At 66.5% G+C, this 14,815-nt stretch carries 18 protein-coding genes; 11 read left to right on the forward strand and 7 right to left on the reverse strand.

The annotated features are described in order from the left end of the window. The first annotated feature begins 249 nt into the window (after positions 1-249). From ACFWAY_RS50420 to ACFWAY_RS50435, 4 genes are all read left to right on the forward strand, one after another. A complete protein-coding gene (locus tag ACFWAY_RS50420; protein ID WP_378456890.1) occupies positions 250-474 on the forward strand; it encodes an RGCVC family protein in 225 nt (74 codons plus the stop codon). Positions 475-574: 100 nt separating this feature from the next. Then, positions 575-1,333: a haloacid dehalogenase type II gene (locus ACFWAY_RS50425; protein WP_378456891.1), complete on the forward strand. Its 759-nt coding sequence runs from the start codon at positions 575-577 to the stop codon at positions 1,331-1,333. A 417-nt stretch (positions 1,334-1,750) separates the two neighbouring features. Beyond that, positions 1,751-2,770, forward strand: coding sequence for a zinc-dependent alcohol dehydrogenase family protein (locus ACFWAY_RS50430; RefSeq protein ID WP_378456892.1), 1,020 nt, complete (start codon positions 1,751-1,753; stop codon positions 2,768-2,770). 616 nt (positions 2,771-3,386) lie between these two features. Then, a complete protein-coding gene (locus tag ACFWAY_RS50435) occupies positions 3,387-3,791 on the forward strand; it encodes a hypothetical protein (RefSeq protein ID WP_378456893.1) in 405 nt (134 codons plus the stop codon). Between the two features lie 148 nt (positions 3,792-3,939). On the opposite strand, the gene ACFWAY_RS50440 is transcribed toward ACFWAY_RS50435, so the two are convergent. After that, the gene (locus ACFWAY_RS50440) at positions 3,940-4,929 is read right to left on the reverse strand and encodes a glutamate ABC transporter substrate-binding protein (RefSeq protein WP_378456894.1); all 990 of its coding nucleotides are present in this window, start codon (positions 4,927-4,929) and stop codon (positions 3,940-3,942) included. Continuing rightward, positions 4,929-6,293: a hypothetical protein gene (locus tag ACFWAY_RS50445; protein WP_378516059.1), complete on the reverse strand. Its 1,365-nt coding sequence runs from the start codon at positions 6,291-6,293 to the stop codon at positions 4,929-4,931. The genes ACFWAY_RS50440 and ACFWAY_RS50445 overlap by 1 nt, the downstream gene beginning before the upstream one ends. Positions 6,294-6,444: 151 nt before the next feature. On the opposite strand from ACFWAY_RS50445, the gene ACFWAY_RS50450 reads away from it, so the two are divergent. Then, positions 6,445-7,536, forward strand: a complete 1,092-nt coding sequence (locus ACFWAY_RS50450) for a substrate-binding domain-containing protein (protein WP_378456896.1) — start codon at positions 6,445-6,447, stop codon at positions 7,534-7,536. A 14-nt stretch (positions 7,537-7,550) separates the two neighbouring features. Here the strand turns inward: ACFWAY_RS50450 and ACFWAY_RS50455 are convergent, their stop codons facing one another. After that, positions 7,551-7,973 (reverse strand): nuclear transport factor 2 family protein, encoded by a 423-nt coding sequence (locus ACFWAY_RS50455; protein ID WP_378456897.1) that lies wholly within the window; start codon positions 7,971-7,973, stop codon positions 7,551-7,553. A gap of 162 nt (positions 7,974-8,135) precedes the next feature. On the opposite strand from ACFWAY_RS50455, the gene ACFWAY_RS50460 reads away from it, so the two are divergent. Beyond that, positions 8,136-8,765 (forward strand): class I SAM-dependent methyltransferase, encoded by a 630-nt coding sequence (locus ACFWAY_RS50460; RefSeq protein WP_378516060.1) that lies wholly within the window; start codon positions 8,136-8,138, stop codon positions 8,763-8,765. Here the strand turns inward: ACFWAY_RS50460 and ACFWAY_RS50465 are convergent. Then, entirely contained in the window at positions 8,716-9,486 is a 771-nt protein-coding gene (locus tag ACFWAY_RS50465; RefSeq protein ID WP_378516061.1) for a TioE family transcriptional regulator, read from the reverse strand. The two genes, ACFWAY_RS50460 and ACFWAY_RS50465, sit on opposite strands and share 50 nt — an antisense overlap. A 63-nt stretch (positions 9,487-9,549) precedes the next feature. Here ACFWAY_RS50465 and ACFWAY_RS50470 point away from each other — a divergent pair, with 63 nt between their 5' ends. Next, complete coding sequence (locus tag ACFWAY_RS50470; protein ID WP_378456900.1) at positions 9,550-10,026, forward strand: DUF6194 family protein; 477 nt, start codon at positions 9,550-9,552, stop codon at positions 10,024-10,026. Positions 10,027-10,259: 233 nt separating this feature from the next. Here the strand turns inward: ACFWAY_RS50470 and ACFWAY_RS50475 are convergent, their stop codons facing one another. Continuing rightward, a complete protein-coding gene (locus ACFWAY_RS50475; RefSeq protein ID WP_378516062.1) occupies positions 10,260-10,394 on the reverse strand; it encodes a hypothetical protein in 135 nt (44 codons plus the stop codon). Positions 10,395-10,569: 175 nt separating this feature from the next. Between ACFWAY_RS50475 and ACFWAY_RS50480 the strand changes: the two genes are divergently transcribed. After that, positions 10,570-10,887 (forward strand): alpha/beta fold hydrolase, encoded by a 318-nt coding sequence (locus ACFWAY_RS50480; RefSeq protein ID WP_378516063.1) that lies wholly within the window; start codon positions 10,570-10,572, stop codon positions 10,885-10,887. Between the two features lie 38 nt (positions 10,888-10,925). Here ACFWAY_RS50480 and ACFWAY_RS50485 read toward each other — a convergent pair whose 3' ends face one another. Further along, on the reverse strand, positions 10,926-11,960 hold the full coding sequence (locus tag ACFWAY_RS50485; RefSeq protein WP_378516064.1) for a Gfo/Idh/MocA family oxidoreductase: 1,035 nt from the start codon (positions 11,958-11,960) through the stop codon (positions 10,926-10,928). 150 nt (positions 11,961-12,110) lie between these two features. Here ACFWAY_RS50485 and ACFWAY_RS50490 point away from each other — a divergent pair, with 150 nt between their 5' ends. Continuing rightward, positions 12,111-12,770, forward strand: coding sequence for a class I SAM-dependent methyltransferase (locus tag ACFWAY_RS50490; protein ID WP_378456904.1), 660 nt, complete (start codon positions 12,111-12,113; stop codon positions 12,768-12,770). Positions 12,771-12,822: 52 nt separating this feature from the next. Here ACFWAY_RS50490 and ACFWAY_RS50495 read toward each other — a convergent pair whose 3' ends face one another. Further along, positions 12,823-13,143 (reverse strand): hypothetical protein, encoded by a 321-nt coding sequence (locus ACFWAY_RS50495; RefSeq protein WP_378456905.1) that lies wholly within the window; start codon positions 13,141-13,143, stop codon positions 12,823-12,825. 187 nt (positions 13,144-13,330) lie between these two features. On the opposite strand from ACFWAY_RS50495, the gene ACFWAY_RS50500 reads away from it, so the two are divergent. Continuing rightward, positions 13,331-14,041 carry an SDR family NAD(P)-dependent oxidoreductase gene (locus tag ACFWAY_RS50500; protein ID WP_378456906.1) on the forward strand — a complete coding sequence of 237 codons (711 nt, stop codon included), beginning with the start codon at positions 13,331-13,333 and terminating at the stop codon, positions 14,039-14,041. Further along, complete coding sequence (locus tag ACFWAY_RS50505; protein WP_378516065.1) at positions 14,038-14,730, forward strand: S-adenosylmethionine:tRNA ribosyltransferase-isomerase; 693 nt, start codon at positions 14,038-14,040, stop codon at positions 14,728-14,730. Before ACFWAY_RS50500 ends, ACFWAY_RS50505 begins: the two co-directional genes overlap by 4 nt. The last annotated feature ends 85 nt before the right edge of the window (positions 14,731-14,815 follow it).

The raw sequence follows: 14,815 nt of genomic DNA on the forward strand, positions 1-14,815 counted from the left end.
TCACGGCATACCGCCGCGCCACCGAGTCCGCCACATCCGTCATAGCTCAACGGTAACGCCCGAAATCAGCTAAAGCGACATTATTTTGTCACAGGCCCTTAGCACAGTTCCGTCCTGGAATCAGGGGTCGGCCGGTGGGGGAGTAGCGTAGTGGACGTCGAGGGTTACTCGAATATGCGCGGTCATGCCATGTCGTCCTCGGCGCCCACACCGGCCCGCAGTTGAAGGGCCGAGAACTGGAGCGCCGCCATGGCGTCGAACCCGACTGATGTGTCAAATTTCCTCGCGTCCGAGTCAGCGAGCCCCGCGCCGGCGCTGGAATCGGCGGCGTCGTGCACGGCATGCCCACACAGCGTGGATTCCCACGATGCGCTCGGGATTCGGTTCTGTGCCGTGACCTCGGAGCGAAGCCTCGATCGAAAGTGCATCTGCGCCGCTGAACAGGTGAGTGGACAGCACTACTCCCGGTACTGAAGCGAATGTTCACTCACGGGCGTCCGTTAGATTCGCCGACGGCCTCGCATGACGGCACTATTGTTGTGCCACGTCGTACGTTCGAGTCGAAAGGACGCCCATGGGTGGTGTGCCGTTCCGGTCCCCGTCGACGGGACGCAATGTTCGCGCCGTGTTGTTCGATACCTTTGGCACCGTTGTCGACTGGCGCACCGGTATCGCCGCCGCTGTCGCGGACTTCGCGGCGCGCCATCAGCTCGAGGTGGACGCAGTTGCATTCGCGGACCGGTGGCGCGCCCGTTACCAGCCGTCCATGGACGCCGTCCTTTCCGGTACCCGCGAGTTCGTGACTCTCGATATCTTGCATCGCGAGAACCTTGACTTTTCGCTCCGCGAATCGGGCATCGACCCCGCGAATCACGATGACGGAGAGCTCGACGAGCTCGCGCGGGCCTGGCATGTGCTCACCCCCTGGCCCGACAGCGTGCCGGGTCTTACGGCACTCAAGACCGACTACATCGTCGGCCCGCTCTCGAACGGCAATACCTCACTACTGCTCGACATGGCCAAGAACGCCGGAATCCCGTGGGACGTGATCATCGGCTCCGACATCAACCGAAAATACAAACCTGATCCCCAGGCGTACCTGCGAACAGCACAGTTTCTAGGCCTTCACCCGGGCGAAGTCATGCTCGCCGCCGCACACAACGACGACCTCGACGCCGCTCACGCCACAGGACTGGCCACAGCATTCATTCTCCGGCCCGTCGAACACGGACCTCACCAGACCGATGATCTCGCGCCAACGGGCAGCTGGGATATTTCAGCGACCGACATCATTCATCTCGCAGCGATGCTCCGTGCGGGATCCACAGGGTGATTCGGCATGATCCGAAAATTCCAGTCGTCAGCCACCGACTGTGGCCTGACGAGGCGGCTGGGGTGGAATTGCTTGCCTTGAAATCCGAGCGCCATCACGGTGTACCCGTCGAGTGCCGCGCAGCCGGGTAGAACTTCGTCGTCGACCCAGTTCGGGTTGTCGCGGTCCGTGACTTCGGACAGGACGGCGGCGTCTTCCGACGCGAGAGCCGGCGGAAGTGCGAGCTTTTTCGTCGCACTCCGATGGTTCGAATGTCATTGTCTCGACCCCAACAAACCCGCCGTGGTGGGAGCATTAGGGCTAGTGCGGCTGGAATTGGGCCCCGCTGATCCTGATCTTCGCAGTCAAGGGCGGGGCCGACGCTATGCACACCGAACAGCTGTGAGATCTGGATCCGATCGAAGGAGTGTCAGGAAGATGACAACCATGCGGTCTGTCGTTGCCGACACGTTAGGCGAACCATCCGAGGTTCTGCACCTGCAGACCCGCCCGATTCCGGCGCCCGGTCCCGGCGAGGTCCGGATCCGGGTGGCAGCTGTACCTGTCCATGCCAGCGATCTGCATACCATCCGCGGCAGATACGGATTCATCCCGGAGTTCCCCACCGTGCCCGGAATCGAATCCGTCGGTGTGATCGACGAACTCGGTAGCGGCGCAGACGGTCTGACCGTCGGGCAACGTGTCATCACGATCGGAGTCAAGGGCACGTGGCAGGAGTATGTCGTTGCCGATGCCGAGCGGATCTTGCCTGTTCCCGTCGGCATGAGCAATTCCACGGCCGCCCAGATTCTCGCCAATCCGCTCACCGCCGTGATCTTGACCGGTGATGAACTCGATGTTCGACCGGGTGAATGGCTCCTGCAGACGGCGGCCGGTTCAACCGTGGGCCAGTCGGTCATCCAACTCGGAGCGCACGTCGGCTTCAAGACCCTCAACGTGGTCCGCCGTCGATCTGCTGTCGAGGACATCCTCGCATTGGGGGGCACCGCGGTGATCTGCACGGAGGATGAGGACCTGCGCGAACGGATTGCCGGCATAGCCGGCCACGACGGCGTGTCCAAGGCGATCGACTGTGTCAGCGGTCAGGTCGGTGCGGACGTGTCGCGTGCGCTGGCACCGCACGGTGAGCTGGTCGTCTACGGTGCGCTGTCCACGCACCGCCAAACCGATGCCGACAAACTCACCATCCCCATCTCCGCGCGCTCACTGATCTACGAAACCAAGACCGTTCGGGGGTTCTGGCTGTTCCGCTGGTTCACCGAGACCCCGAAGGATCGGATGGCCGCAGCGATCGACCGGACACTTCAGCTCGCCGACAGCGGAGCGCTGCGCGTGCCCGAGGGCCAGTCGATCCCCGTCGAAAAGTTCAGCGAAGCCGTGTATTTGGCCGAAGCTCCCGCACACGGGGGCAAACCGCTGCTGGTATTCGAACCGTAGAAGGCAGATATTTCCGACAAACCCGCGCCGACGGCCGAAGAGAAGATCGCCGATGCCGTCCGTGCCGACCTTGCCTCTGCTGGACCGCGCCGGTCCCGAACGACGTACGACTCGATGCGCAGCGCCTTGCCGTGCGAGCCTGTGACGTCCAAGCCGTTGCGGGTAGGACCGCGCCCTCAATGCGCTCGTTGGTGATTCGTGCCGGGGCGTTGGACGTCGGGATGAAGTCGAACTTGGGCACCTTGCCACTCGCGAACTCGATACCGGCGCGCCAGGACGTGATGCCGGCGATTTCGAAATCGTTCGGATTCGCGAGGAGCAGGAACCGCGCGGCCTGAGTGCTGCCGTAGCCGTGTTCGGCGATGGGCCTAGTCGTCCAGCCCCAGGCCGCTGCTCGGCGCGTCAAGTTTGATGCTGAGGACCATCTGTTCTCGGTTGTCGAGTAGATCGATCTGAGCACCCGGGGGCGCGTCCTCCCGTCGCGGCGAGGAAGTGTTGGCCCCGGCAGGCAGCCATATCAACGTCAGGTCCGGTCGCGTGTCCCACTTCGTGTCAGGTAGTCCTTGACGTTCCGGTCAACGCCTGTCAGGCTATCCCTGACATATGGGAGGTTGGCATGGAACTTGTCGAACGCGCCGTCAGTGCGGATATCGACGCCGCTGCGCGCGCGGTGATAACGGCGGCGGCCGCCGAGGCAAGCCGTCACGCCGACGAAATCATCGGCACCGGGCCGCTTCCTGGCACGGCGGAATGGGACGCCGAGCAGGGCACGGACATTCCCGACCAGCGCACCCTGGCCTGGCATCTACTGAGTCTTCGCATACAGCTCGCCGCCGGGCTGGACGGCATCGAAACCGTTCTAGGCCTGCGCTTTCAGGGAGCGACGTGGGCAACCATCGGCAAGGCCGCCGGGATGACCCGTCAGTCCGCGCACGAGCGATGGGGTTCCCGCACCTCCGCCCTGCTCGACCCGAAGGGGACCGGCCTTCCCAAGACCGTTGCTGACGACGATCCGAGCTGAATTGGGCGGCGATTGACGATGGCCTACGGACTCGATCGACTTCGTCACCGCCGACGAAGCCCCAACTGAATGGCGTCGCTCGCCGGACGACCCATGGGCGCCCATCTGAGCGCGAGGAGGCCTTTCCGTGGGGGGAGGGCCGGGTCCGTCAGTCCCGGTACTCCGGGGCCGGCGGTCCGGGTGCCGGGCCGAGCGACGACAGCCACCGATCGTAGAGGGCAGTCCAGGTTCCGTCTGTGCGCAGCCGTTCCAATGTGCCGTTGACGAACCGGACGAGGTCGTCGTTTCCGGGAGCGAGGGCGATGCCGTACTGGGCGGAATCGGTTTCGGGACCGACGATTTCGAGATTCGGATCCTGGGCGACGAGGCCGGCGAGGACCGCGGCGCCTGCGACCGCGTCGACCTGCCGCTGCTGGATGGCCATGAGGCAGTCGTCCCAGTCGGGTACTGCGAGGATCGTGGCTTTGGGGGCGATACGCGACAGCGCCGCCACCGACGCCGGGTCGTGGTGGGTGCAGACTCGTCGCCGGGCAAGGTCGGCCGGACCGGAGATACCCGACCCGTCCCGGACCACGAGCCGGCGGGACGCCTCGAGATACACCGTGGAGAACGCCAAGTCCTGGGGACCGTCACAGGGGAGGGCCACCGGACGCACGACCATGTCCGCGTCGCCGTGGGCGAGCATCTCGGCGCCGTCATCGTTTCCGAGCGGCCGGAACTCGACCTTGGCGGGATCGCCGAGCAGATCACGTGCGACCTCCCGCGCGAGGTCGACACCGAATCCGGTGAGGGTGCCGGTGGTCGGGTCACGGAAACTGAACAGGTTGGTGTTCTGGTCGACCGCGACGACTACCGTGCCGCGGGCACGGATATCGCCGAGAGTGCCGCCGAGGCTCGGAGTCCCCGGACGGAGGCTGGCCTGTGCTGCACATGCCGACGGCTCCGTGGCCGGTGGCGGCGCTTCGGATGGTGCGATGAGCTGGGCGCCTGCCGACAGGGGGAACTCCGTGAAATCCCCGGAGAATCTCGGGGTGGGTGCATCGGGGGCGCCGCAGCCGGCAAGCAGGACAGCTCCGAACGCGAGGCTGCCGAGCAGCCGGGCGGAGCGCGGTCGCCGTTGCGGGTGTCGTCGCACCATCAGTGGTACTCACTCACTCTGGGCTCGATCCCCGCGACGACGGCGAGCGCTGCGGAAACGGCGAGCACGATGCCGCCCACGGCGAGCGCCACCATCGTGCGGTACGACTCCCGCATCGCGTCGAGTTCCTCGGTGCGCAGAGCGGTGATCGCGTCTTCGAGCGATTCGTCGAGGGCCCGGAACTGGGCCGTCGATGCCGTCGATCCCGGACCGACGGCGACGTCCGCCGCACCCTGGTAGTCGCCGTCTGCGAGCTTCTGCTGCAGATCCCGGTGCGCGCTCAGCCATCCGTCGAACGCGGCGGACGCATCGTCGATCGTCGGTGCGACGACGGTGTTCCGCGACGCGTCCGAATTCAGAATCGCGGTCAGTGCGTCCGTGTGCCGGGCGTAGTCGCTCCCCGCCGGATCGAAACCCGGCCGGAGCAGTCCGAGCGTCTCGTCGGCGCGGGCCTGCTGGGCGAGGATCCTCGCCTTCGTGACCGCCGCGAGGGGTTCGGCGCCGTCGATCCGTGCGCGTTCGCTCGCCGACGTCGACAACAGCCCGGCGACCACGATCCATACGACGAGAGCAGCCAGCAGGACCGTCGCGCACGCGAGGCCGGGATTGACCCGGCGGCGGCTTCGATGCGCCACGTACGCGTGCGCGACGGCGAGCACGACGACCCCGGCAGACGCGACCACTATGGCGGTGGCGGGCAGTCGGGCAGTGTGGGACTGCGTGTCGGCGACGGCGCGGGCCTGGTCGTTGTAGAGGCGTTCGGCCAAGGGCAGGATGGTGTCCTGCATCAGAGCTGAAGCGGTTCCGAGATACGCCACCCCGACCGGATTTCCCGCAGAGTCGTTGGACCGTGCCGTCGCCACCAGGTCCGTGTACACGGCGACGTGCCGCGACATCTCGGTGAGCAGTCGCAGCGATTCCACGTCGCCGGAGGTGACGCCGTACGACGCGGTGACGAGTGCATTCGACGCGTCGCCGATCGCCTGGTTGTACCGGTCGCGCACCGCCAGCGGCTCGATGGCACCCGCGATGAACGACGACGTCGCTGCCGCATCGGCGATCGACAACGAGCTGAACAGATTCTGCGCGGCGTCCGCCAGCGGTTCGGTGTGGGCGCGAAGGGTTTCCATGCGCTGTTGCCGCGCGGCGACGACGGCAGACGTCACGAGACCGGCCGTCAGCGCCACCGCGACGAGGACGGCGGCGAGGAGGGACAGGCGTCCGGGCGTCGACGCGAGGAATTCGCGCCAGGGGCGACGGCGGACCTCGGGTTCGACGAGCAGGGATTCGTTCAGAAGATGCTCGTCGGCCGGCGAAGTATCACGATCTCCGCTGGATACGGCGCCGTGGTCCTGGTGGAACACCCTCTCCTCCTCATCCCTGCACTCAGTGTGCGCCGATCACGGTCGGAAAACACCGAAAGCATCGACGCACACGAGTAGCGGGCCTCGCCCGTGGGTACCTCCAGACTGGGCACGATCAGGCTGGAGGTCCTCGGCTCATGAAGGCAGGCTCATGAAGACAAGGGTGCGAGCGCTCTGCGTCGCGGCCTCGGTCGCAGCGGTAGTGCTCGGGGCCTGCGCGGCCCCCGCGCCGCGGGGCGACGACGCAGCGGAGAAGGTCTTCTTTCTCTTGCCGAACACGACGACCACCCGATTCGTGGAGCGAGACGAACCCTTGTTCACCGACTTCCTCGAGCTGTTCGCGCCGGAGGCGACGGTCACCGTCCGCAACGCCGAGGGCGATCCCGCACGTCAGCAGAGCCAGGTCGAGTCGGCGATCGCGGAGGGTGCGTCCGTGCTCGTGCTGATCTCCACGGACGCGAGATTCTCGGGTGGAGCCTTGACCGCTGCCGCCGAGGCAAACGTTCCCGTGGTGCTCTACGACCACGACGCGGTCGGTGGACCGGCGGACGTTCAGGTGATCTTCGATCCACTCGAGGTCGGCAGACGGCAGGGGAGCCGCGCCGCGGATCTGATCGCCGCGATGCCCGGCGACGGTGTGAAGATCGCCCGGGTGGAGGGAAACCTCGGCGAATACGGAACCCGTCAATTTCGGGTCGGTCAGGACGAATATCTGCAGCCGCTCGCCGACAGCGGCAAGATCCGTGTCGTCTGCGAGACCGCGATCGACGACTGGGATCCGGCCGAAGGTCAGGCATTCGCCGAGGAATGCCTGACCCGTGAGAACAACGACATCGCGCTGTTCGTCACCATGAACGACGACCTGGGAGGCGGAATCGTCGCGGCACTGGCCGGCCGCGGGCTCGCCGGGCGGATCCCGGTCACCGGGGGACAGGACGCCAATCTCGCTGCGCTGCAACTGATCGCACAGGGCGCTCTCGACAACACGATCTTCAAGAATCTGTCCGACCAGGCGAAGGTCGCCGCGCAGCTGACCACGTCGATCCTGCACGGCGAAGGCATTCCGGAGGAGATGATCAACGGCACGATCGACAATCAGTACATGGCCGTGCCGACGGTGTTCCTGCCCGTGCAGAACATCACGAAGGACAACCTCAACGTCGTGGTCAACTCCGGCTTCTACACGTGGCAGCAGATCTGCGCACCGGACCCGGCATCCGCGGTGTGCGGGGACCACACCTGAGCCGTCGGCGAGGTTCAGCTCAGGGGCGCGATGACACCGCGGTCGCCGATTTCGGCCCGGACGTCGATCACCCGCCCCGCCAGCAACCAGCCCGACGGTCCGCGTCGCCACTCGTCCAGGTACTCGCCGAGGCATTCGTACGTCGCGCCGGCGCGGTCGCCGAGGCCGACGTGAAATGCCCGGAAGTAGGACCGAGTGCGCGCCGCCTCACCGTCGACGTCGATGCGAATGTTGCCGAGCAGGTGTTGGGTGGCGCCGCAGACGTCGAGGTGGGAGCGGACGCGGACGACCACGTCCGCCGGCCCGGTTCGCCCGTAGGCCACGACATCTTCGGTGAGCGTCGCCGCGAACCCCGGCCAGTCCTTCGTGTCGAGCAGGACGGCAACGACGTGCAGGCGGTCGGTGATCTGGACGCGGTCGGGAACGGACTCGGGCATGGCTCGATCTTCCTCGGAGGACCGGCCGCGTCGGCCCCGGGATCCCGCTGATCGAGACTGTCGCGTCGGCGCAATACCGTTGGGCTGCGGGTCGGTGCCGAGGTGGTGTCGCATACGGTGGCAGTGGCTCGCCGAGCGGCCCGGATCGAGGAGGAATCGGTAATGAGTGCACGTACACCGAAGGAGCGCATCCCCAGCCAATGGGAGGAGATCACATCGGCGGACCCGGGGCGCTCGATGTGGTACGTCGAGCGGTTCCGCGCGATGGCGGCGCAGGGCAAGGACATCGTGGGGGAGGCGCGCCTGGTCGATGCGATGCTCGGCCGCGGCGGCCGGGTCCTCGACGCGGGATGCGGACCGGGCCGTCTCGGTGGCTATTTGCACGATGCCGGTCATGTCGTGGTGGGTGTCGATGTGGATCCTGTGCTCATCGGCGTGGCAGAGGAGGATCACCCCGGTCCGACGTGGCTGGTCGGTGATCTCGCGGAGTTGGATCTGCCGGCCCGCGGGGTAGCAGCCGATTTCGAGGTCATCGTCTGTGCGGGCAACGTGATGACTTTCCTGGCGCCGTCGACCCGGGAGTCGGTGCTGGCGGGATTCGCCGCTCATCTCGGCCCGACCGGCCGAGTGGTTGTGGGGTTCGGTGCCGACCGGGGCTACGAGTTCCCGCAATTTCTCGCGGACGCTCAGGCAGGCGGCCTGACGGCGGATCTGCTGTTCTCGACGTGGGATCTGCGCCCGTTCACCGAGGATTCCGACTTTCTGGTGGCGGTGTTTTCGCGTGCGCACTGACCACCCCTCCGTTGAGTGACAGGAGCACGGTGAGGGCAGCGGTTGCGTCGAGCAGGGCTCGGGAGCGCGCTGTGATCGCCCGGTCGCGGGCAGCGAGCGCGGCGCCGATATCACCCGAGCCGGGTGTGTGCCTGAGTTGTGTCATGACCGCGCGGAGAGGTGCGATGCGGTAACCGGCTCTGCGTAGCTGATGCACGACGCGAGCGTCGCGGACCTGGGTAGGGGAGTATCGGCGCGCGCCCGTGGGTGTGTCCCGGTCCGGTACGACGAGTCCCTCTGTGTCCCAATGCCGCAACGTGGAGGGGCGGACGCCGAGGGCGATCCCTAGTTCGCTCACGCTCATCCAGTCCGAGGCCTGCACGTCGTGGATCGGCTCGGTCGAGGTCACATCGGCGGACTGCTTCGCCAGCGCGAGTTCGGTTCGTTCCGCGTGGAGTCGGGCGTGTGCGGCATCGAGGAGGGCGACCGTTGTGGCGGCCGCGGACGTGTGCACGCTGCGCACGATGTGTTTGGCTTCGACCGGGCCGGCGCCGATGGCGAGTTCCCGGTAGGCGAGCGCGGACTGCACATGCACGTCGGTGTACATCCGGTAGCCGGTGGCTGTGCGGATCGCGGGTGGCAGCACCCCGTCGCGTTCGAGGTTGCGTACGTGCTGCACGGAGCACCCGGCACGCCTGGCGACATCGACGGTCCGCAGATTACGCGAGTGGAGACTTGGCACCGTTTTTCTCCTACGTTTGCTCTTCGAGGTCTCCACTTGGACTTTAATGAAACGCTGGAAGCTATGACCATGGACGACATCATCGACTTCGTCGAAGGCCTCGGCGACGTTCTGACGCTCAGCCCTGCCCCCGGAGACGGTTCGCCGGAGATCAGCTGGGGTGACACCTTCTTCTACTACTCACCTGATCGAATCGTTCCCGAGAGAACCCAGCCCTTCGCCACGATCGTCACCAAGAACTACCCTGGCGACAAAAGCTCGGGTCTGGACCGCGAAGGTGCGTTCCGGGTGAACATCCATGCCGGGAAGGAGGCGTACATCGAGGCAACCGGCCGCGCACCGCGAGAACAGGGCGTCGCCGGCGTCGACGCCGGTGCGCCCGACACCGTCATCGCGCATCCCGTCTATGGCTCCCTGGCCTGGCTGGCGGTCATCGACCCTGGCGCACGCACCGGCGAAGTCGCTCGCGGGTTGCTGCGCAGGGCGCACACGCTGGCTCGCTTGCGCTATGAGCGACGAGCGGAGTCCACCCCACGCTGATACGAGAACGGTATGCGGGACCGAGGACGACGAATATCGGCGTCGTCCTCGGTCAAGCGTCGTCACATCTGGTGAATCTGGCTACTGTTCCATCCGACGAGGAGTTCGTCGAGCGTCATGCTCTGGTCCCTGCGTTCTTGCCGTTGGTCGCGTTGTCGGTCGTGGCGGGGGCCGTCACCGTTGTCACCGCGGTCGCCGGGGATGGTGGGTGCGGCGATTGTCGTGACGGGGTGTTAGGCCGCTGTCGCGATGGCGGTGGCGGCTCCGAGAGGGAAGACGGCGAGCGCGGCGGCGACGGCGGCCGTGGCGAACCGGTTGTGCAGGGGGGTTCGAGGGAGATGATTCACTGCGGCTGAAGGATTCGCCACGTGTGAAGTCTCGGAGTGGGGAAGTGAGGTGTGCATTTCGTGTGTCCTGTTCGAATGCGTGGGCCCAACGTCCACAGCTACTCGAATGGTGTCTGCGAGGGCCCGGAACGTTACACCCGACAGCCCAGGAATTTCGGTTTCACAGTGAAACCGTCCCGTAGTGGAGAATTTACCCATGGATGGATTCCCGAGGCCGCACTACCGTCGCAGTGACCGCAGGCGGCCACCATGCCTGTCGCCACCGGAACTCGCCCTGCTCAACGATCATGCACAGCGCGACTGGCGTTCGACGATCCGTTCGAGCGATCTTCCCGTGCTCTTCGTTGCCGGCTCCGACAGCGAGTTTTGGCCATCAGCACACGCCGCAGCGGCTGCTGCACTCGCACCGAACGGAGCGTCGACCGTCGTCGCGCGCGCAGGCCACGCGACGAACATGGAACGACCACATTCGTTCAACAAGGCTGTCGCCGAATTTCTCGAGTCCGCGTTCTGAGCCCCGAACCGACGCACGCGCCGCCGTAGTCGGCCCGGTCAGTCGACGGACTGCACGACGACCGTGCTGCCGCTCTCCGCGGCCTCACGCGCCGCTGCCAACACCACGATGGTGCCGAGCGCGGTGCGGGCCGGCACCGGCTGTTCGCCGGTGCCGGCAACTGCGGCCGCGAATTCCGTGTAGTAGTCCTGATATGCACCCCGTTGCGAGGGAACCTTTTCCGCGCCGTCCGCCGTGTGGAGGACGCCCCACCGTTCCTGTCGTTCGTAACCCCACCCGGTGGGATCGTCGACGGGCCGCACCCCCGCGAAGAGAGCCTGTGCCTGCACGTCCGTACCGTCGGCCACATAGCTGCCCACGCTGCCGAACGCGCGCAGCCGCCGTCCCTCGAGGTGGTTGACCTTGCTCGATGACACACTCGAATAGACCCCACTGCGGTGAGCGATGTTGACGACGAAGCCGGCGTCAGTGCGCCCCTCCGCGCGGTCGACGTAATCGAGGTGGGCGTCGACCCTCTTTGCCGGCCCGAACAACCACAGCATCTGGTCGACGACGTGCGCGCCGATGTCTCGCAGCAACCCGCCGGTCGGGCCGGCTTCGAGCGTGTCGGCACCGTCGAGGTCGAAATGGGATTCGACCCGCCAGATGTCGCCGAGTCGCGGCAACACCGACTTCAGCGTGCGGATGTCGGCGTCGTATCGGCGGTTGTGGAAAACGCTGAGCAGCACGCCGGCGTCGTCGGCGGCCGCGATCAACTCGCGGGCCGTCTCGACATCCGGCGCGAAAGGCTTGTCCGCGACCACGTGCACACCCCGGCCGATCGCCTCGAGTACGAGCTCGCGCCGCGTCTGCGGTGGGGTGGTGATGGTGACCGCATCGACGCCGGAGTCGATGAGCTCGCCGAGGCTCGAGAACACCGGTACTCCAGGGAAGTCCGCGGCAGCCTGGGCGATACGGGAGGCGGAGCGGGTCACGATGCCGCCCAGCGTGATTCCTGCAGCCGCGTCGACGAACGGCGCGTGGAAGTACCGGCCGCCCAGCCCGTACCCGACAATTCCGATTCTTACGCTCATGCCTGCGATTGTATGTTAAGACATTCGAACAATCTATCCCGTGTCTGTGGAGCAGGCATTCGCGGTGTCGAGGTCGAGAACCGCGCAGTGCCGTGCCAAGATGAGGTGGCGCGATCAGTTGCCGCGATCAGTTGCAGGGAGGCGACGTAGTTGTCGGAGCGATCAGGACCCCTCGCCGACGATCCGTTCGGTGGTCGGCACCCGACCAGTCACGAACGGATGACGGGACGGCCGTGGGATGCGTCGTACCACGAGGGCCCTGCGCCTTGGGATGTCGGCCGGCCGCAGCCGGCGATCGTGCGGGTGGCATCCGAAGGCGGATTCGCCGGAACGGTGCTCGACGCGGGATGCGGGACCGGCGAGAACGCTCTTCACGTCGCCTCGCTGGGATTGCAGGTTCTGGGCGTCGACGTGGCTGAGACGGCACTGGCGATCGCCCGGGAGAAGGCCGACGACCGTCGGATCGAGGTCGAGTTCGCGGTGGCCGACGCGTTCCAGTTGGAACACACCGGGCGCCGGTTCGAAACCGTCCTGGACTGCGGACTGTTCCACACGTTCGACGCCGCCGAGCGACCACGCTATGTGGCAAGTTTGGCGTCGGTGACCGAACACGGCGGAACCGTGTATGTGTTGTGCTTCAGCGACGATGGCCCCGATACCGGCCCGCACCCCGTCAGCCGGGAGGAGTTGAGAGCGGCGTTCGACCCTAGCGATGGATGGAAGGTCGCCGCCATCGAATCGGACCGGATCGAGACGAGATTCCACGACGACGGCGCACCCGCCTGGTTCGCGACCATCACGCGGATTTAGCCTGCGGGCGGGTCGGCCCGGTGAAACGTCGGTATTTTGCTCGGGGGTGGCGTCATTCGGCGTTGCCAGTCGGGAAGTAGACCGACCCGTCACTGCCGACGCAGCCGCCTTGGACGGGGCCGGGGCCGAAGTACGCGCCGTTGACCTGACCGGCGCCACCGGAGGAATTCGACCCGACTCCGGCTCCCGCGACGCCGACTGCCCCGCAGGTGTAGCTGTTCGAGTCGCCCGGATCGCTCTCGACCTGAACCTGTGTGCCCGGCGTTGTCGAATCCCCGTGCAGGTTCGGTGCCGCGGCCGCAACACCGGGTGTTGCGAAAATGGCGAGCGCGGCGGCCGCCGCGAGCGCCGGTCGCACTGCGAATGTGTTCATGCGATGTCACCCTCGATTCGTCTCACGATAGGGACCCAATTATCGTCCGCTTCATCCTGAAATCCCACCCCCGTGTGTGCGCCGCGCGAACCGGCCGGGCGGCAGGCTGACACCTCCCGCCCTTGACATGAAGTGGACTTTAGGTTTCACGATGGTCGCAGATGTCACTGGAAGCAAGGAGTCTGCGATGAACGGCACCACAACGGCGCTGATCACTGGAGGATCGGCAGGGCTGGGACGGGCGAGCGCACTCGCGCTCGCGGAGCGCGGCTGGGAGGTGATCATCACCGGCAGGCGGGTCGAACCGCTCGACCGGGTTGCCGCGCGGGCACACACCATCACCGCGCTCTCCGGTGACGTAACCGATCCGCGGCAGCGCGAGCGCATCGCCGAGGAGATCGCCGCGCGGGGGCGACTGGACCTGTTGCTCAACAACGCCAGCGCGCTCGGACCCAGCCCGATGCCTCCCCTCGCCCGGTATCCGGAGAACGCATTGGCGCAGGTCTTCGCAACCGATGTGCTCGCCCCACTCGCATTGATCGCCGCGCTGATCGAGCAGGTGCGGGACGCGGGCGGGACCGTGATCAACATTTCGTCGGATGCCGCGGTCGAGGCCTATGCGGGCTGGGGCGGTTACGGGGCCGCGAAGGCGGCGCTCGACCACGCCACCGCGGTGCTGGCGGTCGAGGAGCCCGGCCTTGCGGTCTATGCCTTCGATCCCGGCGACATGCGCACCGAGATGCACCAGGCGGCGTTCCCCGGCGAGGACATTTCGGATCGGCCCGATCCGGAGACAGTGGTGCCGGCGCTGCTGCATTTACTCGATACGAGACCACCCAGCGGTCGGTATCGCGCGTCGGACTTCGCGGTCGCAGCGAACACGGAGGTGTCGTCGTGACCCGCGCGCGCGTCGCCTCCGCGGCCGAGTTCCGGTTCGTGCTGCCTCAACGATTGGAGGCGAGCGGTCCACCGGAGAGCCGGGGGCTTCTGCGCGACTCGGTGCGGCTGCTGGTCTCCGATCGGGGTAGGTTGGAGCACACCAGATTTCACGACCTACCGCGCTTCCTCCGGCCGGGCGATGTGGTGGTGGTGAACGCGTCGTCGACGTTGGCCGCGGCGGTCGACGGGACCGTCGACGCGGTGGGACCTGTTGTCGTGCACTTCTCCACCGACCTCGAGGACGGCGACTGGGCGGTCGAGGTGCGAGCGCCGGGACCGGTCTCCGGCGCTCTCGACACGGTCGCGGCGGGAACGCGGATCATCCTGCCGCGCGGCGTTGTCGCGACGCTCGTGGAACCCTGGCCACTCGGTTCGACCAGGCTGTGGCGGGCCTCGATCGACGGCGTCGCGGACGTAGCCGCGGAACTGCTCGCCACCTCGGGCCATCCGATCACCTACGCGTACGTCCACGATCGCTGGCCCCTGTCGTTGTACCAGACGATCTTCGGCCGTACCGGCGGAAGCGCCGAGATGGCCAGTGCTGCCCGGCCGTTCACCCATCCGCTGGTCACCGACCTGGCGACCACGGGGGTGGTGGTGGCGCCGATCCTGCTGCACACGGGTGTCTCCTCGCCGGAGCTAGCGTGAGTTTCCTAGGTAGCCGAGTTTTCGTGTCGCGTCGTGCGTGTTGAGCTGGGCAAACGCGACCGGAGAGTGTATTACCTATATATGG

Source organism: Rhodococcus sp. NPDC059968 (assembly GCF_042738615.1).
GTDB lineage: Bacteria > Actinomycetota > Actinomycetes > Mycobacteriales > Mycobacteriaceae > Rhodococcus_F.